This window comes from Paenibacillus puerhi (genome assembly GCF_009846885.1).
Lineage (GTDB): Bacteria > Bacillota > Bacilli > Paenibacillales > NBRC-103111 > Paenibacillus_G > Paenibacillus_G puerhi.
In genome coordinates this window covers 21,022-39,787 of sequence record NZ_WUWM01000019.1, presented here as the reverse complement: position 1 = coordinate 39,787, position 18,766 = coordinate 21,022, and the positions used below count along the sequence as shown (strand labels likewise).

General features: G+C 54.8%; 18 protein-coding genes. 9 read left to right on the top strand and 9 right to left on the bottom strand.

From position 1 onward, the window contains the following. Nucleotide 1 precedes the first annotated feature (1 nt). The gene (locus GSF01_RS17605; RefSeq protein ID WP_159886304.1) at nt 2-964 is read left to right on the top strand and encodes a TIGR03943 family putative permease subunit; all 963 of its coding nucleotides are present in this window, start codon (nt 2-4) and stop codon (nt 962-964) included. 104 nt (nt 965-1,068) lie between these two features. Here GSF01_RS17605 and GSF01_RS17600 read toward each other — a convergent pair whose 3' ends face one another. Together GSF01_RS17600 and GSF01_RS17595 are read right to left on the bottom strand one after the other, a co-directional pair. Next, nucleotides 1,069-1,569, bottom strand: coding sequence for a hypothetical protein (locus GSF01_RS17600; RefSeq protein WP_159886302.1), 501 nt, complete (start codon nt 1,567-1,569; stop codon nt 1,069-1,071). Between the two features lie 128 nt (nt 1,570-1,697). Further along, nucleotides 1,698-2,198, bottom strand: a complete 501-nt coding sequence (locus GSF01_RS17595) for a hypothetical protein (RefSeq protein WP_159886300.1) — start codon at nt 2,196-2,198, stop codon at nt 1,698-1,700. Between the two features lie 107 nt (nt 2,199-2,305). Here GSF01_RS17595 and GSF01_RS17590 point away from each other — a divergent pair, with 107 nt between their 5' ends. Then, nucleotides 2,306-2,533: an alpha/beta-type small acid-soluble spore protein gene (locus tag GSF01_RS17590; protein ID WP_072334850.1), complete on the top strand. Its 228-nt coding sequence runs from the start codon at nt 2,306-2,308 to the stop codon at nt 2,531-2,533. A gap of 108 nt (nt 2,534-2,641) precedes the next feature. Here the strand turns inward: GSF01_RS17590 and GSF01_RS17585 are convergent, their stop codons facing one another. Beyond that, nucleotides 2,642-4,990: a heavy metal translocating P-type ATPase gene (locus GSF01_RS17585; protein WP_235941576.1), complete on the bottom strand. Its 2,349-nt coding sequence runs from the start codon at nt 4,988-4,990 to the stop codon at nt 2,642-2,644. 363 nt (nt 4,991-5,353) lie between these two features. Continuing rightward, entirely contained in the window at nt 5,354-5,737 is a 384-nt protein-coding gene (locus tag GSF01_RS17580) for an O-methyltransferase (protein ID WP_159886298.1), read from the bottom strand. A gap of 249 nt (nt 5,738-5,986) precedes the next feature. Here GSF01_RS17580 and GSF01_RS17575 point away from each other — a divergent pair, with 249 nt between their 5' ends. Continuing rightward, nucleotides 5,987-7,246 carry a methyl-accepting chemotaxis protein gene (locus GSF01_RS17575; RefSeq protein WP_159886296.1) on the top strand — a complete coding sequence of 420 codons (1,260 nt, stop codon included), beginning with the start codon at nt 5,987-5,989 and terminating at the stop codon, nt 7,244-7,246. Between the two features lie 88 nt (nt 7,247-7,334). On the opposite strand, the gene GSF01_RS17570 is transcribed toward GSF01_RS17575, so the two are convergent. Then, nucleotides 7,335-9,125, bottom strand: coding sequence for a M3 family oligoendopeptidase (locus GSF01_RS17570; protein ID WP_159886465.1), 1,791 nt, complete (start codon nt 9,123-9,125; stop codon nt 7,335-7,337). A 185-nt stretch (nt 9,126-9,310) separates the two neighbouring features. Here GSF01_RS17570 and GSF01_RS17565 point away from each other — a divergent pair, with 185 nt between their 5' ends. Together GSF01_RS17565 and GSF01_RS17560 are read left to right on the top strand one after the other, a co-directional pair. Then, a complete protein-coding gene (locus GSF01_RS17565; RefSeq protein WP_159886294.1) occupies nt 9,311-9,499 on the top strand; it encodes a YycC family protein in 189 nt (62 codons plus the stop codon). 6 nt (nt 9,500-9,505) lie between these two features. Continuing rightward, nucleotides 9,506-9,748 carry a hypothetical protein gene (locus GSF01_RS17560; RefSeq protein ID WP_159886292.1) on the top strand — a complete coding sequence of 81 codons (243 nt, stop codon included), beginning with the start codon at nt 9,506-9,508 and terminating at the stop codon, nt 9,746-9,748. Nucleotides 9,749-9,837: 89 nt separating this feature from the next. Here GSF01_RS17560 and GSF01_RS17555 read toward each other — a convergent pair whose 3' ends face one another. After that, complete coding sequence (locus GSF01_RS17555; RefSeq protein WP_159886290.1) at nt 9,838-10,536, bottom strand: DUF2225 domain-containing protein; 699 nt, start codon at nt 10,534-10,536, stop codon at nt 9,838-9,840. A gap of 27 nt (nt 10,537-10,563) precedes the next feature. Then, on the bottom strand, nt 10,564-10,953 hold the full coding sequence (locus tag GSF01_RS17550; protein WP_159886288.1) for a globin domain-containing protein: 390 nt from the start codon (nt 10,951-10,953) through the stop codon (nt 10,564-10,566). A 375-nt stretch (nt 10,954-11,328) separates the two neighbouring features. On the opposite strand from GSF01_RS17550, the gene ylbJ reads away from it, so the two are divergent. The 4 genes from ylbJ to GSF01_RS17530 all read left to right on the top strand — a co-directional run bounded on the left by ylbJ (nt 11,329) and on the right by GSF01_RS17530 (nt 16,845). Beyond that, nucleotides 11,329-12,579: a sporulation integral membrane protein YlbJ gene (gene ylbJ / locus GSF01_RS17545; protein ID WP_235941575.1), complete on the top strand. Its 1,251-nt coding sequence runs from the start codon at nt 11,329-11,331 to the stop codon at nt 12,577-12,579. 64 nt (nt 12,580-12,643) lie between these two features. Beyond that, nucleotides 12,644-15,250 carry an alpha-glucan family phosphorylase gene (glgP, locus tag GSF01_RS17540; protein ID WP_159886284.1) on the top strand — a complete coding sequence of 869 codons (2,607 nt, stop codon included), beginning with the start codon at nt 12,644-12,646 and terminating at the stop codon, nt 15,248-15,250. 150 nt (nt 15,251-15,400) lie between these two features. Further along, nucleotides 15,401-15,838, top strand: a complete 438-nt coding sequence (locus tag GSF01_RS17535) for a zinc-ribbon domain-containing protein (RefSeq protein WP_159886282.1) — start codon at nt 15,401-15,403, stop codon at nt 15,836-15,838. 194 nt (nt 15,839-16,032) lie between these two features. Next, nucleotides 16,033-16,845 carry an NAD kinase gene (locus GSF01_RS17530; RefSeq protein ID WP_159886463.1) on the top strand — a complete coding sequence of 271 codons (813 nt, stop codon included), beginning with the start codon at nt 16,033-16,035 and terminating at the stop codon, nt 16,843-16,845. Between the two features lie 100 nt (nt 16,846-16,945). Here GSF01_RS17530 and GSF01_RS17525 read toward each other — a convergent pair whose 3' ends face one another. Further along, entirely contained in the window at nt 16,946-17,809 is an 864-nt protein-coding gene (locus GSF01_RS17525; RefSeq protein WP_159886281.1) for a YutD-like domain-containing protein, read from the bottom strand. An 18-nt stretch (nt 17,810-17,827) separates the two neighbouring features. Continuing rightward, nucleotides 17,828-18,703: a lipoyl synthase gene (lipA, locus tag GSF01_RS17520; RefSeq protein ID WP_159886280.1), complete on the bottom strand. Its 876-nt coding sequence runs from the start codon at nt 18,701-18,703 to the stop codon at nt 17,828-17,830. Between the last annotated feature and the right edge of the window lie 63 nt (nt 18,704-18,766).

Here is an 18,766-nt window from a genome sequence, read left to right as displayed (position 1 = left end):
CATGAATCCACGCGTTCTAAGCTTTCATCATGCCATCAAGGCACTCATTCTGTTCGGCTTTGCCGGGTACATCGCTTATCTGGTGCAAACCGATCGGATCCTTCTGTACATAGCCCCCCGTATGATCGATTATGTCAAATGGTCGGCGCTCGGTCTCTATGCGGTGGCCGCCTATCAGGCGTATCTGGCTGTCAAAATGCTGCGGGCCAAGCACGAGCCCGACTGCGGCTGCGGGCATGATCATGCCCCTTCCAGGTCCGTTCTGAAGAATACCGTGGTCTACGGCTTGTTTATTCTTCCCCTGCTGCTCGGCTTCATGCTGCCGGACTCAACGCTTGGCAGCAGTCTGGCAGCCAAGAAGGGAATGAATCTAAGCAGCGCCAGCTCGGTTAAGAAAGAGGTCCCGATCACGTCCTCGGAGAGCGAGCCCGGCCATACCCCCGGCGAAACCGGCTCCTCCGGTGCGGATGGAACGGATGGCAGCATAGGAGCGAAGAAGGCCGGAAGGCCCGACCCGCTCGACGATCTGTTCCCTTCAGACAAATTCACCAAGCAGTACGCCGATTATGCGAAGGTCCTTTACCAAAACGATACGATCCAGGTATCGGAACAATTTTTCATGGAGACTCTTACGTCCATCGACCTTTATCTCGACCGCTTCGTCGGCAGGAAGCTGGAGCTGACCGGCTTCGTCTATCGGCAGGAGGAGATGAATGACCGGCAATTCGTCATCGGCCGCTTCTCGATCCAGTGCTGCTCGGCGGATGCCGCTCCATTCGGCGTGCTGGCCGAATACGACAGAGCCAAAACGCTCGAAACCGACGGGTGGGTCACCGTTACGGGTAAAATCGAAAAGACAACATTCAACGAGGCGGAAATTATGGTGCTTAAGGTCGAAAAAGTCGTCAGAGCCGAGCCTGCCAAAACGCCTTATGTGTATCCGAACATGAACTTCGGCTCGTAAGCCGACCGTGCAGGCAGGCACATATCGTCTTAACAAACCTAAAGCATCCTCCCTGGCGCCTGAGCGGAGAGGATGCTTTAGGTTTTGCGGGGGAGCACAGCTGACTAATTCGAAGCTGCCGACTGCTGCCGCTTCTGGATAGCATGAACCCCCATCACCACGACAATCAGCTCCTGCATCGATAGAGCCGAATAATTGCTCAGCTCGAACGCAGCCGAAGCGAACATCCCACTCACCCGGCGGAATTCGGCCGCTGTTTGTCCGTCACTGGAAGTTACCGTATATTCCCGGGAAAAAGCTCCGGCTTCGATAGTAAAGAGGCCATATCTCGAGCTATCGTACTCGTACCGCTTCGACAAGAAGGAGAGCCTCGGCCTAAGCATACCGATTTCTTGATCGCCCCCGCTATAAACCATCCACTTATTCGAGAAGAAGCGAAATTTGCCACTGTACGAAGCTAGCTCCGTCAAACTCCGGACCGTCACCCCGGCCTGAAACATGGTGTGTAGGTCCAAGCTGCCGATCTGCCGTTCCTCTTCATCCCAAATCTCGGTTTCACCGCTTGACAAGAAGTTATCGCGAAAATAGACAGTACGTGCTTCCATCTTTCTCCCTCCCTTTCCCGACTTCACTTTCTAGGATGTACGTAACGGACAGGGAAATAGTTTCATGGGCTGCCCACCGAGTCCGAGGGAACTAAGGCAGGTTGGAAGGTCATCCGAGATAGCCCCGCTCAAGCCGGGTATTTCTCGGACAGCTCGTTCATCAGCCTGCGTACGGTAGCTAAGGTATCCTCATAAAGAGGCTTATAGTTCAACGGCTTCACGAAGGCGAGAAAGGCTTCGCCGATAGTCATGATCTGACGCGCATACGCGGCGCGGTCTACTACATACCGCGCCAGCGTGCGAGGCTCTGCTCCTTGCCGCTCCTCTACCTCCACCAGCTCCAGCAGCGGCCTGTCGGTGAGATGGCCGACGATGAACGAGAAGCCTCGGCATTCCGGATCTCCGCAGCCGCATATAAAGAAGGGGACCTTGTCCCAAGCCTGAACGCCGGCCCACCGGTCGGGGCATACATCCCCCAGCGCACTTTGCAGCAGAGCCGGGAGACCGACATCGATGCAAAGCGGCTCATCAATGACGGTCTCACCGTCGATATCGAGTCGGACATCGGCATGCACGATTTGCAGATCGGCGTCAAACGACCAGTTGCGATAACTTAAAGTAAAAGACATTTCCGTTTCATCCCTTCATTACTCCGGGTGGACAGATTTACCAATTTTATGACCGTTTAGAAGTCTGCGAATGTTGCATACTACCTATCAGAACGGAGGTGATATCAATGGGTGCAGGACAATCCCGCAGCAGCAACGCCCTGGTCGTGCCGCAAGCTTCCCAGGCTTTGGACCAGCTGAAGTACGAAGTTGCTCAAGAACTGGGCATTCAAATTCCGCAAGACGGTTACTATGGCTTCATGGCTACCCGTGATACGGGAGCGATCGGTGGTCATATCACTCGCCGCCTCGTTCAAATCGCCGAGCAGCAACTGGCCGGCAAATTCTCCCGATAATGCTTCACCACGAATACTTAGGGGCGGCTCCACCACGGAGCCGCCTTTTCCTGAGCCATCTATTTTTAGTATAAACGATAGGCGCGCTATTTGTCCCTGTCTGCCTCCTCACGCAAAAGCGCGGAGCCGCAGAACACGCATAGCATTCAACACGGCAAGCAGGGTAACGCCCACATCCGAAAAAACAGCCTCCCACATCGTAGCCAACCCCATAGCGCCAAGCAGCAGGAATATAGCTTTGACCCCCAGCGCAAAGCCGATATTTTGCCAAACAATGCGGCGAGTCCGCTTAGCTATATAGATCGCTGTGGGCAGCTTGGACGGTTCGTCAGTCATAATGACGATATCCGCCGCTTCGATAGCTGCATCCGAGCCAAGTCCTCCCATGGCAACGCCGACATCGGCTCTCGCCAGTACCGGCGTATCATTGATGCCGTCACCAACAAACAATATTTTTTCTTTAGCCCGCTTATGAAGCTCCAATTGTTCAAGCTGTGCCACTTTGTCCTGAGGCAGCAGCTCCGCGTAAGCCTCATCCATGTCTAGCTGCTTGCGCACGGCCTCCGCGACGGCATGGGAATCGCCGGTCAGCATGACCGTTTTCTTGATACCTAACTGCTTCAATAAACGAATGGCCTCTTCCGAATCGTCCTTGACCTCATCAGAAATAACGAGATATCCCGCATATGCTCCATCGACAGCCAGATGAACAAGGGTGCCTGCGTCCTCAGGCGGGGCGAAGCGGATACCGGCTCTACTCATCAGCTTCGCATTCCCGGCCAGGACATCCCTTCCTTGAATCTTGACCTGAATACCATGACCCGGGATTTCATCATACCCCTGCAGCCGCTCCTCCTCGATGGTCTTTCCATAAGCTGAACGGATCGATTCTGCGATAGGATGGGTAGAATACAGCTCCGCGTAAGCAGCAACCTCGAGAAGCTCATCCTGGGTCCGTTCTCCCGCAGGAATTATCGCGGTGACGGCAAAAGCGCCTTTCGTCAATGTTCCGGTCTTGTCGAACACTACGTATTTCACGTCGTTCAAAGCTTCCAGATAATTGCCGCCCTTCACGAGGACGCCGGCTTTCGAAGCGGCGCCAATCCCTCCGAAGAAACCAAGAGGAATCGAAATCACCAGCGCGCATGGACAAGAAATCACCAGAAAGATAAGCGCCCGGTAAACCCACTCCGAAAAAGCAGCGCCGCTGATCACAAGCGGAGGCACCAGGGCAAGCAGAAGCGCAATACCGACAACGACAGGCGTATAGTAACGTGCAAATTTCGTCACAAAATGCTCCGTCGGCGCCTTCTTATTGCTCGCATGCTCGACAAGCTCCAAAATTTTCGAGACCGTCGACTCTCCGAATTCCTTGGCTACCTCCACAGTAAGCACACCGTTTTTATTCATAAAGCCGCTCAGCACGACACTGTCGGCTTCGACTTCTCTTGGGGCCGACTCCCCTGTCAGAGCCGAAGTATCGACCGTTGACCGGCCGCTGATGACCTTGCCGTCCAAGGGAATCTTCTCACCCGGCTTGACCACGATCAGATCCCCGATGCGCACATCCTCCGGCGCCACCCGGCGGGTGCCGGCTCCATCCTGGAGATTGGCATAGTCGGGCCTGATATCCATCAGCGAGCTGATCGACTTGCGGGAACGGTTGACGGCCATGCTCTGGAACATCTCCCCCACCTGATAGAAGAACATCACCGCAACGCCCTCCGGGTATTCCTGGATGGCAAAAGCGCCAAGCGTCGCGACCGTCATTAGAAAATACTCATCAAATAGTTGACCGCGGCCTATGTTTTTGAGCGCCTGCAGCACAATATCCCCGCCGATCACCACATAGGCGGCCAGGAACAGGGCCAGCTCCAGCCATCCCGGCAACGAAGCCAGCACAGCCGTTCCGCAAAGCACAGCCCCGGCTGCCAGGCGAACCGCCATTCTTCCTACCTGGCCCGTGCCATGCGAGTGGGAATGTCCCTGGTTCTCATCCTCATGCTCATGCGCGTGCCCGTTAAGATCCTCTTGGGAATGCGCTTCGCGTTCCTGCGCATGCTCCGCGTTCCCCCGGGTACGATCCGTCTCATCGTCATGAGCGTGCCGTTGGGCGAGCTTCTCGCTTTCCTGCGAATGTCCCGCCTGAGCACCGCTCGCCCGCTTCCGCAGGCGGGCGCCTGAAGATGCGCTTATACCGGACGGCAGCCGCTGATTCCTCGCTTGGACGCGGATATGAGGCTCCAGGCGATTCACTGTGTTCGTCACCTCGGTAGTGATCGTATCCTCCTGTCCTTTTCGAGCCTGGAACGTTAAGATTTGAGTTACAAAATTAACCGAGCAAGAGACCACGCCTTCCACTTGGGCGACTCCCTTTTCAATTTTGGCCGCACAATTGGTACAATCCAAACCCTCTAGCAGCAGTTCACGCTTCACCGTATGTTCAGCTGATTCCAAGGCAATTCCTCCCCCAAGAAAGCAATACATGAGTATACGTTCATATGTTATCTCCATTATATGCTTGCAGCTTGCTGAGGTCAATTCGTAAAATTCCAAGAAGCGAAAGAAGGGAAGGCTGCCGCTTCGACAGTCTCCCTCTTCATTGACGTTCATATACATGCCGGCCCTAACTTCCTATCCGCGGCTTTCCTTCAGGATCAGAGTTCCATTGTGAATAAGAAAAAGGCACGGCCTCCTCATTGTTTTGAGCAGCTGTACCTTTCCTGTATCAAAAGAACTTCTCTTCAGCGCCTCCGCCTAAGAAGCAGTGGCCCTCGTGCGTTATCGAATAAAATAAATAAATGATGAGAGCTGAATCTTCTACCAGTCCCGAGGTTTATTTCTAGGGGAACTAAGCAAATTTGCCATGTTATAATTGGATTCGAAGGTTACCGACGTGCAAAGTAAATCCTTTCGCATGGCAAATTCGAACTGAATCTCTCCATGCGACCATTTCTTCAGCTTTAACGACTCCAATGCCGTTTGCCGGAAGGATAATTGATGGCTCTCCGACAAGCCGCTCTCCGCTTTCTTGACCTCCGTCCCCTTACTTTCCAGCGGAAAAGCGCGAATACCAAATTTCCCCACCATGTTGTTGCGGATCTGCACGAAAACCGTTCCCGAAGTCAAAGAAGTAAGCTCCTCCTTCAATTCGCGAAATACGAGATCCAATTGTCTGGCCAACGGAAGTTGCTCCAGAATCATAGCATAGCTCCTTTCATTTTAATAATATGGAATATTATGTATTACAGGTCTGCAGACCCATTATAAGACAACGATTACAATAATTCAACAAGAATTAACTTTTTTCGGCACTTTTTTCTATTTTCAAAATTACATCTATTTTCCTAAGCATATAGACCAAAACTTCCATTCAGTGGTATAATTACCCACAGGACCAAGACCGAACAATGAGTCGTTAATCCTATATCATCTTTGAAGGGGTCGTTAGGTATGAACTGGTTTTCCGGATTATCGTTCAAATCCAAGCTGCAGATCGGCTGCTACTCGATTGTTGCCCTTTATTCCATTGCCCTGCTGATCTTTATTTTGCGAGCCGAATCGGGCATGGTACTGGGCCTCGTCTTCCTGGCAGCGATGATCGGCTTGAGCTTCCCCTTTGTAAGCTTCCTTGAGAGAGCGCTTACAGAACCGATCAGCGATATGTCGCGAGCGGCACTTAGCATATCCAAAGGAGATTTCACTGCAAAGATTGCGATCCAGTCCAATGACGCTCTAGGCGAGCTGGCCAATTCCTTCAACCGGATGACCGAGAAGCTTCGCGAAATTTTGACCGAGACCGGGAAGGCTTCCCGCCAAGTATCGGACTCCAGCCGGGACATCTATAACAAAAACGAGACCATGAAGGCCGTGCTTGAGGATGCCGCTACCGCCGCCAATGAATTGGCCGCAGGCGCTAACCAGATCTCCGAGGAAATCAGCGGAGTCTCCGCCGCAACCAAGGATATCGAGCAGATGGTGGCCAACTATACGGATTCCACCCGAGAGATGAACTCCCGTTCGGGCCAGATGTTGTCACTTGTGAACAAAGGGCTGCGATCCGTGGAAACGCAAAGCGACGGCGTCCGCAAAAACGTCGAAGCGACCGCCAATGTGTCACAAACGATCCACTCTCTTGCTGAGCTTACCAATGGCATCTCCACGATCACCCGCTCCATCTCGGATATTGCCGAGCAGACGAATCTGCTTTCTCTGAACGCCTCCATTGAAGCGGCGCGCGCAGGAGAGCATGGCAAGGGCTTCGCCGTCGTAGCTCAGGAAGTCCGGAAGCTGGCGGAGGAATCGACGACTTCGACCCGAGAAGTATTCAATCTGGTCCTCAGTATAGAGGAGGGCATCAAGCAGGCGCTCGCTTCTATGACCCAGAACGAGGAGGTTGTACAGGAACAAACCAGGTTGATCGCGGAGACGGAAGCTGTATTCGCCGAGATCGTCAGCAGCGTATCCTTCATCACCGAGCAGATCTCTACCTTCGCCCGGGAAAGCGAGCAGATGCTCTCCAGCGCGCAGCACATATCCGCAACCATGGAAAACATCTCCGCTATCACCGAGCAGTCCGCAGCCGGTACTCAGGAAGTGTCCGCTTCCATGGGTGAGCAGATTGCCGCTGTACAGGCGATCGTGTCCCAATCGGAGAATATGACGCGGCTGGTTACTCAGCTTCAACAGACCATGAGTATTTTCAAGCTGTAAAAAGGCTGCCCCGAACCCAAAGGAAACACCCCCAAGACTATGCAAGCTAGCTCTTGGGGGTTAGTATGTGATAGCTCAGACCGTCCGCCTAGGTTAAGCGCAAAAACTCCTCCACATCGGCGACGGACAGATCAAGCGCCCGCTGCCAGAAATCCGGCTTGCGCAGGTCTACGCCCAGATGCTTCTCGGCCAGTTCCTCAACGGTCATGCGTCCCGTATCCCGAAGCAGGGCAATATACTGCTCCTCGAACGCCTCGCCCCTCTGCAGCGCCTCCGCGTATAACCCTGTACTGAACATATAGCCGAACGTGTAAGGGAAATTGTAGAACGGAACCTCCGTAATGTAAAAATGCAGCTTGGACGCCCAAAAATGCGGATGGTATTCGCCCAGCGCATCGCGGAATGCCCGCTTCTGCGCGCTTAGCATAAGTTCATTGAGCCGTTCGGTGCCGACGAGGCCCTGTCGGCGTTCCTCGTAAAACTCGGTTTCGAACAGGAAACGAGCATGGATATTCATGTAGAAGGCCACCGAGCGCTGGATTTTATCCTCCAGCAGGGTCAGCCGCTCCGCTTCACTTGCAGCTGCCTTCACTGCTGCATCGGCCATTACCATCTCGGCGAAGGTGGAAGCCGTCTCCGCCACGTTCATCGCATAGTCCTGAGCGAGAGCGGGGAGATCGTTCATCACATGCTGATGATAGCCATGACCCAGCTCATGCGCCAGCGTGGCCACATTGGAGGCCGTGCCGGCATAGGTCATAAAAATTCGCGTTTCCTCGCTGGCCGGAAACGACGTGCAGAAGCCTCCGGGTCGCTTGCCGTCGCGATCCTCCGCCTCGATCCATCGGTTCTCAAACGCCATGACGGCAAAGTCCGCCATCTTCGGACTGAATCGGCGGAACTGCTCGACGATGAGCGCCGCCCCCTGGTCATAGCTGAATGTCAGACTTCCTTCACCGACAGGAGCCTCTACATCGTACCAGTTCAGCTTCGGAACACCGAGCAGCTTGGCCTTACGTTCCAGATAGCGCAAGAAGCTATCCTTGCCGCCTTCAATCACACTCCACATCGCGTCCAGCGTCTCTTGGGACATCCGGTTGATCGCAAGCGGCTCCTTATGCAGCTCCTGCCAGCCCCGGCGCTCATACAGCTTCAGCCGAAAACCGGCGAGGTGATTGAGCGCATCCGCGCAATAGTCGGCATGCTCCGCCCACTTCTCTTCCCACAGACGGAACAGCTTCTGCCGCACCTCCCGATCCGGACTGTGCATCCGGTTCGCCGCCTGGCCCGCCGACAGCTCTTTGACAGTGCCGTCCTTCTCCTCATAGGAGATCCGGAGCTTGCTCACCGTCGTATTGTATAGCTCTCCCCAGCCATGATACCCGTCGATGGCCAGATCATTAATCAGCGCTTCCTGCTCAGGCGGCAGCTTATCGGCAGCCAAAGCCCGCCGTTCCTCCAGAGGATAAGTAATGTCCGCTACCTCGGGATTCGCCAGCAGTGCCGCCCAAGCTTCCTTACCGACGCGTGTCAGCAAATCGTCGAACAGCGTCAGAGCTGTCGCATAGTCCGCTTCGATCGCCTTCACCCTGCCTCCCAGCATAACGGCCGCCTTATCATGTTGATTCTCCGCCGCCAAGCATCCGGTGAAGGAGGCTGCCTCCCGCAAAGAAAGCACGACCCTCTGCAGCAAATCGATCACAGGCAGCAGCGTATCCGCCTCGCCTGCCGTCTGTGGAGCCTTGAGCTCTCTGAGCCGGGCGTGCAGCTCCTTCAAATCTTCTTCCAGCTGGACCAGATACTTCCCGAACGATTCCGACCGGCTTCCGCCCGGGAAAAACTTGTCCAGATCCCATGTTTGAGGCAATGGACTTTGCATTGGAAACATCGCACCCTTCTATCCTTAGTCATGAAGAACCCGTTGTAAGATGGAACCCTAGCTGAACTCTCCTTCCATTAAACCATAGTCGGAGCTTATCCCCAAATACGATTGTACGCTAATCGGTTGAAAGCCGGGTACGGGTTGTGGTTAAATGAAATCATACCGGATGGGGAGTGAAAACGATGAGACCCTTGCAAATTTCACCGGAAACCGCACAGAAGCTGGCCAAGCAATTAAATGTGCCCCTGGAGCATCTGATGCACATGCCCCAGCATATCCTGCTGCAGAAGCTGGCAGAGCTTGCACAGGCCAAGCCGGAAGGCGAGCCTTCAGAAGCGGACCCTGCGCCCGGCAAGCCGGGATCGGAGTAACGAGCCATGATTCCTTTCGAGCATACCTGGCCTTATGACCGCGTCGGCCAAGATCTCTACATTCCAGGCTGCCCCTTCTGTTCGCAGGAGCATATCCTGCTGCCGCTGGGTCAACGGGAGCTGGACGAGCTTAAGGACGGCGTCAAGAAGCTGCTCGTTCTTCCTTGCTGCCGCAACAGATTGACGCTCGTAGAGGCAGATGCGGATTATCTGCTTGCGAACCGGCCGCTGCGCCGCAGCGCCAGGTAGACGGGCACGGACTGCAACAAAAAATGCTTAAAGCGCTGCTCGTCAGGCGAGCCGCTTTAAGCATTTTTTTGTCGTCAAGCAAGTCCGCCCTAGATATTCGAAGCGTCCTCGCTTAACTGGAGCTTCCGCTCCTCCATTTCTTCTCGAACGGCCTGCCACTGCTCGCGGCATGCCCGGATCATCCCCGCATCCATAATGCTTTTGTCATTGACCACGCGGGAAAACCATTTGACCGCTTCGTTGAACTGGCTCAGCCGCCGATGAAGCTCCCCGATCAGGTACATCAGCCTGGCATTGTTCATCTCGCCGGCTTCCGTCTCAAAGGCGCGTATGTATTCCTCCAGCGCATACTGAAGGAACCGCATTTCCTGTTCCGCGTCCCCTTTGCTTCTGTACAGCCAGGCGATCTGATGCAGCAGGCCGGCTGTCAGCCTTGCCTTTTCATTGACCGTCTGCGCACAAACAAGCGCCAGCTTGTAGGCGTACAACGCGTCCTCCCAGCGACGCTCTCCACCGAAATCCTTATACGTCCACTGGGCTCCGATCTTCTCCTGAAATATCTTCATCTGGGGAGGAGTCAGTTTATCCTTCGAGTTCTCCGTGCCAGCGAAGCCGCAGGACGGGCAAATCCGGACCACGTAATAATCCGGGTTTACATCCTTGTAATGCAGACAAAAATCCGTGTCCGATTTCACCGGTTTTTTGAAGCTCGGCCGGACCCGGGAGGATTTAAATTCGCCTTCGCACTGCGGACACTTCACCTTGGCCTGAAATAACGGTTCTACCACGCGTACCTTCCTTCTGCTAATGAATCCCTAGCTGTTGATAAAATGATATGCCGGACCCTTCAGACGTTCCAATGCGGCCAGCTGCAAACTGCGCTCCAAACCGACCTCTTCCAGAGCCTGAGCCATGCATCCAAGCCACGCCTTGGCCCGCTCCTCCGTGATCGGGAACGGCAGATGCCTGGCCCGCATCATCGGATGGCCATGGTGCTCCGAGAACAAGGCCGGGCCACCGAAGAACTGGCTTAAAAACATGTACTGCTTATCCATGACAGGCGTAATATCCGCTGGAAACAGCGGTCCCAAGAGCGGATGTGCCTGCACCTTGGGATAGAAGCTTTCTACAAGGCGGCGGATGCCTTCCGCTCCGCCTAGAGCTTCATAGAAAGTCTTCTGGTGGTCCTTCGCTTCCTCTGACATCGCCACTCAGCTCCTTAACAAAAAAGATGCTAACGCATAAGCCTTAGCATCGTGACCGATCCCCAATCTCCGCGGAGTATGATTGCCTTCTCGCTCCGCTTCAGCTATACGTCTTCTTCACCTGAGGTCATCAGATTTTCCCTTATGACATAAACGAATGCGCATACGAGAATTCCAGCAACAACACCCATCATAAGGATCACTCCCATTCTCATATTAGTGCCATTGTACCATAAAACGACCAAACTTTCAGCACTTTTGTAAGCCTTCCCAATATTTTTGGCTGCCCCTGCGGCTCCTTGTACAAGCATGTCTCCGAGCGGGCCGTCATATACCAGAGAGACAGGCTTTTTTTATGGAAAGGAAGTGATCCGGGTGCGAACCGCAAACCCCTCGCTGCTGGCGGCCGCACTGGCAGCGGCTGTGCTGGCCTGCCTGATTCTGGTATATCCCGAAGCGTCGCTCCATGCCTCAGTAAAGGGTATAGCGATCTGGTGGGATGTGCTGTTTCCCGCCTTGTTCCCGTTCTTCGTTATATCGGAGCTGATGCTGGGGATCGGAATCGTTCATTTTTTCGGCATGCTGCTTGATCCGATGATGCGCCCGGTGTTCCGTGTACCGGGAATCGGCGGCTTTGTCATGGCCTTGGGGTTCGCTTCGGGTTATCCGGTGGGGGCCAGAATGACCGCCCAGCTGTACGAGCAGCGGCTCGTGACCCGTGAAGAGGGCGAGCGCCTGGTCGCCTTCACCACTTCCTCCGATCCTATCTTCCTGATCGGCGCTGTCGCCGTAGGCTTTTTCCACAACGCAGCGTTAGCCGGCATTCTTGCTGCCGCTCATTATGGAGCAGCCCTGGCCGTCGGCTTGCTGATGCGGTTTCACGGCAAGCGTTCCGCGGGTAATGACTGGCAGCAGCTCCGGGAAAACGGCAGTCCTCTTCGCCGTGCCGGACTATGGAAACAAGCGTTCGAGGCCATGCATCAAGCCCGCCTGCAGGACGGAAGACCGCTTGGCGTTATAACAACCCAAGCACTCTCCTCGGGGCTTCAGATGTCATTTGTTATCGGCGGACTCGTCGTATTTTTCTCAGTCCTTATGGAGGTGATGTCATCAGCAGGGACGCTAGCCTATATTTATGCGGGCGTACAGACGCTTCTGCATAGCGTAAACATGCCCGTCGTCCTCGCTCCCGCCGTCGTAAACGGCTTCTTCGAGGTAACCCTCGGCGCGAAGGCAGCCGGCGGCACTACAGGCATTCCGCTCGTGTATCAGGTAGCGGCTGCGGCATGGGTACTATCCTGGGGCGGTATGTCCGTGCATGCCCAGATCGTCAGCGTGCTGCATCATACCACGCTTCGATACGCTCCTTTTGCCGTCGCACGGTTTATCCACGGGCTGCTCGCCTCTGTACTTGTATTCCTGCTGTGGGAACCTCTGGCCACCCGCTTCGGGGTAAACTCCCCAGCCTCCTGGCAGGCGATCGACATGACGCGGCCAGTCGCTGCCTGGGTTCAGCACACGATGCCGCAATCATTCCGGCTTCTGGCCGGCATGCTTGCCGTGCTTCTTCTGCTATCCGCTTGCTGTTACTTTCTTCGCCTGTGCATGAACCGCCTTCGTTCATAAAATACTAACAGAAAACGGCCCCGGAGAAATCGTCTTTACCAAATCTTTAACTTGAGGTGACTCCATGTCCACGTTGTTCCCGGCATCATCCGTTCAACTGCCTGCCGCTCTTGCAAGACTTCCTGAGCTTGCCTACAATCTATGGTTCAGTTGGAATGATGGCGCCAAAGCGCTGTTCGCCGATATCGATGCCGAGCTGTGGCACTTGTCTCGCCACAATCCCGTTCAGCTGTTAACCGAGGTGTCCGCGGATACATGGGAAAGACTTGCAGCCGACGAGTCGTTCCTGAAGCGATATGACGCCTTGTTCAAGCAGTTTGACGACTATATGAATGCCCCGGCCTGGTTTGTCCAGCATTACCCCCAGCATACCGGGCAGGCCATTGCTTACTTTTCCGCGGAATTTGGCTTCCATGAATCCTTGCCCATCTATTCGGGCGGACTAGGCGTCCTTGCCGGCGATCACTGCAAATCCGCCAGCGACCTCGGCGTTCCCTTGATTGGAGTCGGCTTGTTATACAAGAAGGGCTACTTCAATCAGAAGCTGGATGCTCAGGGCCATCAACTGGCCGAACATGTCGTCTATGACTTCGGAAAGCTGCCGATTCGACCTGTAACGGCTACGGCTACAGCTGCGCAAGCAAGCGTACAGTCCACTGATGCAGACGCACCCGCGCCAGACACCCCTGCCGTCCCTGCAGCCGAAGAGCTGCATGTCACGGTAGCGGTGGGAGAACGAACCGTCCATCTGAAGGTTTGGCAGGCCCAGATCGGACGTATCCGGGTCCTGCTGCTCGATGCGGATCTGGAGGCAAACAGTCCTTGGGACCGCGAGCTGACCGCGCAGCTGTACGGGGGCACGCAGGACGTCCGCATCGCACAGGAGATTTTGCTCGGGGTAGGGGGCGTGCGGGCGCTGCGGGCGCTGAATATCCCCACCGGCGCCTATCATATCAATGAAGGACATGCAGCCTTCCTGTCATTCGAACGATTGAGGGAGCAGATCGACAGAGGACTCCCTTTCCATGTCGCGCTCGAGGTTGTCCGCGCCAGTACGATTTTTACGACGCATACGCCAGTAGCGGCAGGTCATGACGCCTTCCCTCTCGACATGTTCGACTATTACTTTGCCAAGCTGTTCGCCGACTATCCTGCCTTGCGTCACGCGTTGACCAGCCTTGGATTCGACGAGCAGAAGCGGCTGTTCAATATGACTTATCTGGCCTTGAATACTTCCTCCCTCCGCAATGGGGTCAGCAAGCTCCATGGCTCCGTGTCCCGTGAGATGTTCCGCCGCTTTCACGGCAATATCGATGCACGGGAGGTCCCGATCGGACACATCACCAATGGCGTCCATCTCAACACCTGGCTCGCCCCGCAGCTCAAAGAGCTCTTCGACCGGTTTCTTCCGGGCAAATGGAATCAGCGTCAAACCAATCGGGATGTATGGAAGGCGGTTGAGCTGATTCCGAACGAATCGTTATGGAAGGTGCATGAGGAGCTCAAGGAAACGATGATTCGTCTGGCACGGACCAACCTGGCCGAGCAGCGTCGCCGTAACGGGCTTCCTGAAGAGCAGATAGAGAGCGCCCGCAGCTGCTTATCGAAGCATACCTTGACGATCGGTTTTGCCAGACGCTTTGCTACCTACAAACGGGCAAATCTCATCTTCAGCGATCTGTCGCGGCTCGACAGACTGGTCAACGATCCCGAACGGCCCGTTCAGTTTGTATTCGCAGGCAAAGCTCATCCGGCCGACCGTCCCGGGCAGGCGATGATACGCGAAATTCATAAAATTTCCCAGCTGGATCGGTTCAAGGGAAAAGTGATACTACTTGAAAATTACGATATGAATTTGGCGCGTGCGCTCTTGCAGGGTGTGGATATATGGCTCAATAACCCGCGGCGTCCCTACGAAGCCAGCGGAACGAGCGGACAGAAGGCCGCCATGAACGGCGTCATTAATTTTAGCGTGCTGGACGGCTGGTGGGAGGAGGGCTATGACGGCAGCAATGGATGGAGCATCGATTCGGACACGGATGCCGACTGGGAAACTCAAGAGCGTCAAAATATCGAATCCATCTACCGGCTGCTGGAGAACGAGATCATTCCTTTGTATTACAATCAGGGTACGCTGCCCACTCAATGGGTAGAGAGAATGAAGCGTTCGATCCGGACCCTGGCCCCGGTGTACAATACGGACAGGATGGTAACGGATTATACCGCCCATGCTTATGTGCCCTCCCTGATCAGGACGCAGCGCTTTGTTTCCAATTCGTATGAAGAGGCAAGAAAGGTAGCGGATTATAAAAAGTTTATGCTCGACAACTGGCATCACCTCCGCGTTATTGAAGTAAATGATGCCCTCTCGGGCAGCAAGCAGGCACAAAGCCCTGCAGAGCTTAAGGAAGCCACGGCGACCGTTCAGTTCGGTCCGATCTGGTATCAGGATACGGCGGTTGAACTGGTGTACTACGAGGAGTCTGCCGGAGGCTGGCAGCAGGTTGTCGTTCCGATGGAGCCTGCGAGGCAGCTTGGCGAAGGGCTGTTTATGTACCGGGCGAGCATCCCTTCGCATCTGCGGCATGGCGCCCACTTCAGCATACGAGTTCATCCGGTGAGTCCCAGCTTCGCCACCAGCTTCGAGCTTCCGCTTGTCAAAACTTACTAAAGAACACGCGGGATGCCGCTTCGTGCCAACGAAGCGGCATTTTGGCCGTTCGGGCGACTATACTTCAACGAACTTAACGAAACTAAGACGGCCCGTTCTTCGTATGAAGGATTAATCCTAGCTTACGCTTCAACAGAAAGGGGATACCTCATGAAAAGTATAAAGCCTGGGCGCGGCCCTTCCGCTATGGGAGCGGCCGGCAGTTTATTCAGTGTCATTTTCGGCCTATTCTGGACCATCATAGCCTTCAGTATGACGCGGAACTCCCCGTTTCCGATTGTAGGCATCGTGTTTCCGTTATTCGGCATTCTGTTCATCGGGATCGGCATTGTCCAAACGATCTATCATTTCAAAAATGCGATCGGCCGTAACCGGATGTCCACCTTCGATATCGTCGATGCCCGGGACGAGCCCGACCCGCTGGAACGTTACGTCCCTGCCTCCACACGATCGCGCTTCAACGAAGCTGTCCGGGAGCAGCCGCACGGGGACGTCAAGCCGGGGATTAAACAATTTTGTCCGTACTGCGGCCAGCGGCTGGAAGCGGAGTACGTGTATTGTCCGAGCTGCGGCAAAAAGCTTGAGTGACCGATCGGATCGATAAAATTCCGAATGGACAGCGCTACATTGTGTTATGGGACAAGATTGTTTATGATGGATGGGAAGTGGCGGTTTCTTACGAAAACCTGGAGCTATACCTTACGAAGTGGTTTTCTTACGAAAACCTGGAGCTATACCTTACGAAGTGGTTTTCTTATGAAAACCTGGAGGAGGACTACCCGTTGAAGTACAATGTCGTTAACCGCGGTGACGAAATTTCGATTCAATTAATGCATACGTTCCATAGCTTGATCCAGAGGTTCGGGCTCACGCAAGATGAGGAAAACCCCGATATCGTGCTGTCCATCGGTGGAGACGGCACACTGCTGCATGCTTTTCACCGGTATAAAGAACAGCTCGACCATATCGCTTTTGTGGGCATACATACAGGCCGCCTCGGCTTTTTCGCCGATTGGAAGCCGGATGAGGTGGAGCTGCTGGCCCAGTTGATGGGGGAAAGCGCACAGCAGGATGATCTCCGCGTCGTCAAATATCCGCTGGTCGAAATTCAAATTACGACACAGAACGGCATCGAGACGGAGCTTGCCTTGAACGAATTCACGTTGAAGGGCGTAGATGCTACGCTAGTGGCCGAGCTGCACATTAACGATGAGCTCTTGGAAACGTTCCGGGGCGACGGCATCTGTATATCCACTCCTTCCGGCAGTACCGCGTACAATAAAAGTCTGGGCGGAGCCATCGTGCATCCTTCCCTGGATGCGATCCAAATTGCCGAAATCGCCTCGATTAATAATCGGGTCTATCGTACGCTAGGATCGCCCATCCTGCTGCCGAAGCATCATCATTGCGATATTTATCCGCGTGCCAGCCAAAATATTATCCTGTCTCTAGACCATGTCTATATGCAGCGCAACGATGTTCTGTCCATTCGCAGCATGGTAGCCGCAGGCAAAAAGGTGAAGTTTGCCCGCTTCCGCCCTTTTCCTTTCTGGAGCAGAGTGCGCGAGGCCTTCATCGGCTACGATATGCTGTAGCTTGAACCGGTTGCTTGTCCCAAAGGGTAAAAAAGACCTTTCTCTAGTCCGCTTGATCGGGACGGGAAAGGTCTTCTCGTTTACATGAGCACAGATCGGATCAAACGCGCGAGGACTCCTGCCTCGGCTTAGGTCCGTTGTTCGGATTGGAATGGCCCTTGTGCGGCTTGGGAGGACGGTTATGGGCAGCGCCGGAATGTCCGGCAGCGCGGCTGCCTTGCTCCTGGCGATCGGTGCGTTCCTGACGTTCGCCCCGATCCTGACGCTCCCCACGGTCCGTGCGTTCGCCCGGTCCGGAGCGTTCTCCCCGATCTTGACGATGCGAGCCCTGAGGCTGTCCCCCTTGGCGATGCTGACCGCCGGGCTTTCCGTCCTTCTGACGAAAGCCTCCCTGCTTGCTGCCTCCGCCTTGTTTGCCGGCGCTATCTTGCTGGTGTTTGTCCTGGTGCCCGCGTCCGCCCTGCTGCTGACCGTATCGTCTCTCGCCGTGGTGGTGATTCCCTTTGCCGCCCTGACGATCCGGTTGCTTCGTCTCATCGCTTACCGACGATGTATGAACAGCGGCGGCCTGACGCGCGGCGATCTGATCCTTGCGCTCTTGGGCCCTATGCTGTCTGGCGCCTTGCGCCTGCTCGTACTCCTCCTCGGCCAGCGCGGGCTCGCCGGCAGGGTCCGAAGGCGACGGCTCCCTGGTAGCTACCTTCTCGATAATGAAATAGGCGCAGCCGAAGTTGCAATATTCATTCAGATAATCCTGTATCGTGGAAATAATCGTATCCTTCGTTCCCTTAGGATGCGTATCCTTAAAAAAACCTCTCAGCCGAAGCTGACTGTAGCCCCAATCGCCCACGACATAGTCGTAGCGGTCCAGCACCTCGCTATAGCGGTCGCGAAACGCTTCCGGACGCCAGCCGTTTTTATGGTCGACAAGAACCTCATACGTTTTATTGGCAATATGGATCACGATTCGTGCCTCCTCTGGTTACGACTGCTGGGCCGACTTCACCTGATCATGGGCGTGATAAGAGCTTCGAACGAGCGGTCCGGATTCCACGTGCTTGAACCCGCGCTTCATGCCTTCCGCCTTCAATTCGGCGAATTGGTCCGGGGTATAGTACTGGCTGACCGGCAGATGCTGAGGACTCGGCTGCAAGTATTGCCCGATCGTCATGATACTGCAATCGACGGCACGCAAATCGTCCATCGTCTGCAGAATTTCGTTCCATTCCTCACCAACGCCCAGCATGATGCTGGACTTGGTCGGAATCGAGGGAGCGATCCGCTTGGATCTGTCCAGCAATTCGATCGAGCGGCGGTATTTGGCCCGGGCTCTGACCCTGTCTGACAAGCGCTCCACCGTCTCCACATTGTGATTCAAAATATGCGGCTTCGCCTCCAGGACGATCCGCAGCGATTCCTCATCCCCCTGAAAATCAGGAATCAATACCTCGACTCCCGACAGCGGCATCCGCTCGCGGATAGCGGTTATGGTCGCTGCGAAGATCGAAGCCCCGCCATCCTTCAAGTCATCTCTTGCCACGGAAGTGACCACCACGTGGCGCAATCCCATTTGCTCGGCCGCTTCGGCAACCCGCTCGGGCTCTTGAAGATCCAACTCGGTCGGCAGGCCCGACTTGACTGCGCAAAATCGGCAGGCCCGCGTGCAGATATCCCCTAGAATCATAAAGGTTGCCGTACGGTTTGCCCAGCATTCGTGTATGTTGGGGCATTTCGCCTCTTCGCAGACCGTATGCAGCGTCTTGTTGCGCATCATATTTTTCAAATCTTTATACGACTCGCCGCTGGTGAGCTTCGTTTTTAACCAGTCCGGCTTGCGTTCCATCGATTGTGTCGCCATGGTCTCCCTGCTTTCCTGCTAAGATCGGAGCTTAGTATACTGCTGCTTGCGTTACCCGTTATT

Excerpts from the sequence above, each read along its gene's own strand:
- GSF01_RS17605 (WP_159886304.1), top strand. The coding sequence starts at position 2 with ATGAATCCACGCGTTCTAAGCTTTCATCATGCCATCAAGGCACTCATT.
- GSF01_RS17600 (WP_159886302.1), bottom strand. The coding sequence starts at position 1,569 with ATGGAAGCACGTACTGTCTATTTTCGCGATAACTTCTTGTCAAGCGGT.
- GSF01_RS17595 (WP_159886300.1), bottom strand. The coding sequence starts at position 2,198 with ATGTCTTTTACTTTAAGTTATCGCAACTGGTCGTTTGACGCCGATCTG.
- GSF01_RS17590 (WP_072334850.1), top strand. The coding sequence starts at position 2,306 with ATGGGTGCAGGACAATCCCGCAGCAGCAACGCCCTGGTCGTGCCGCAA.
- GSF01_RS17580 (WP_159886298.1), bottom strand. The coding sequence starts at position 5,737 with ATGATTCTGGAGCAACTTCCGTTGGCCAGACAATTGGATCTCGTATTT.
- GSF01_RS17575 (WP_159886296.1), top strand. The coding sequence starts at position 5,987 with ATGAACTGGTTTTCCGGATTATCGTTCAAATCCAAGCTGCAGATCGGC.
- GSF01_RS17570 (WP_159886465.1), bottom strand. The coding sequence starts at position 9,125 with ATGCAAAGTCCATTGCCTCAAACATGGGATCTGGACAAGTTTTTCCCG.
- GSF01_RS17565 (WP_159886294.1), top strand. The coding sequence starts at position 9,311 with ATGAGACCCTTGCAAATTTCACCGGAAACCGCACAGAAGCTGGCCAAG.
- GSF01_RS17560 (WP_159886292.1), top strand. The coding sequence starts at position 9,506 with ATGATTCCTTTCGAGCATACCTGGCCTTATGACCGCGTCGGCCAAGAT.
- GSF01_RS17550 (WP_159886288.1), bottom strand. The coding sequence starts at position 10,953 with ATGTCAGAGGAAGCGAAGGACCACCAGAAGACTTTCTATGAAGCTCTA.
- glgP (WP_159886284.1), top strand. The coding sequence starts at position 12,644 with ATGTCCACGTTGTTCCCGGCATCATCCGTTCAACTGCCTGCCGCTCTT.
- GSF01_RS17535 (WP_159886282.1), top strand. The coding sequence starts at position 15,401 with ATGAAAAGTATAAAGCCTGGGCGCGGCCCTTCCGCTATGGGAGCGGCC.
- lipA (WP_159886280.1), bottom strand. The coding sequence starts at position 18,703 with ATGGCGACACAATCGATGGAACGCAAGCCGGACTGGTTAAAAACGAAG.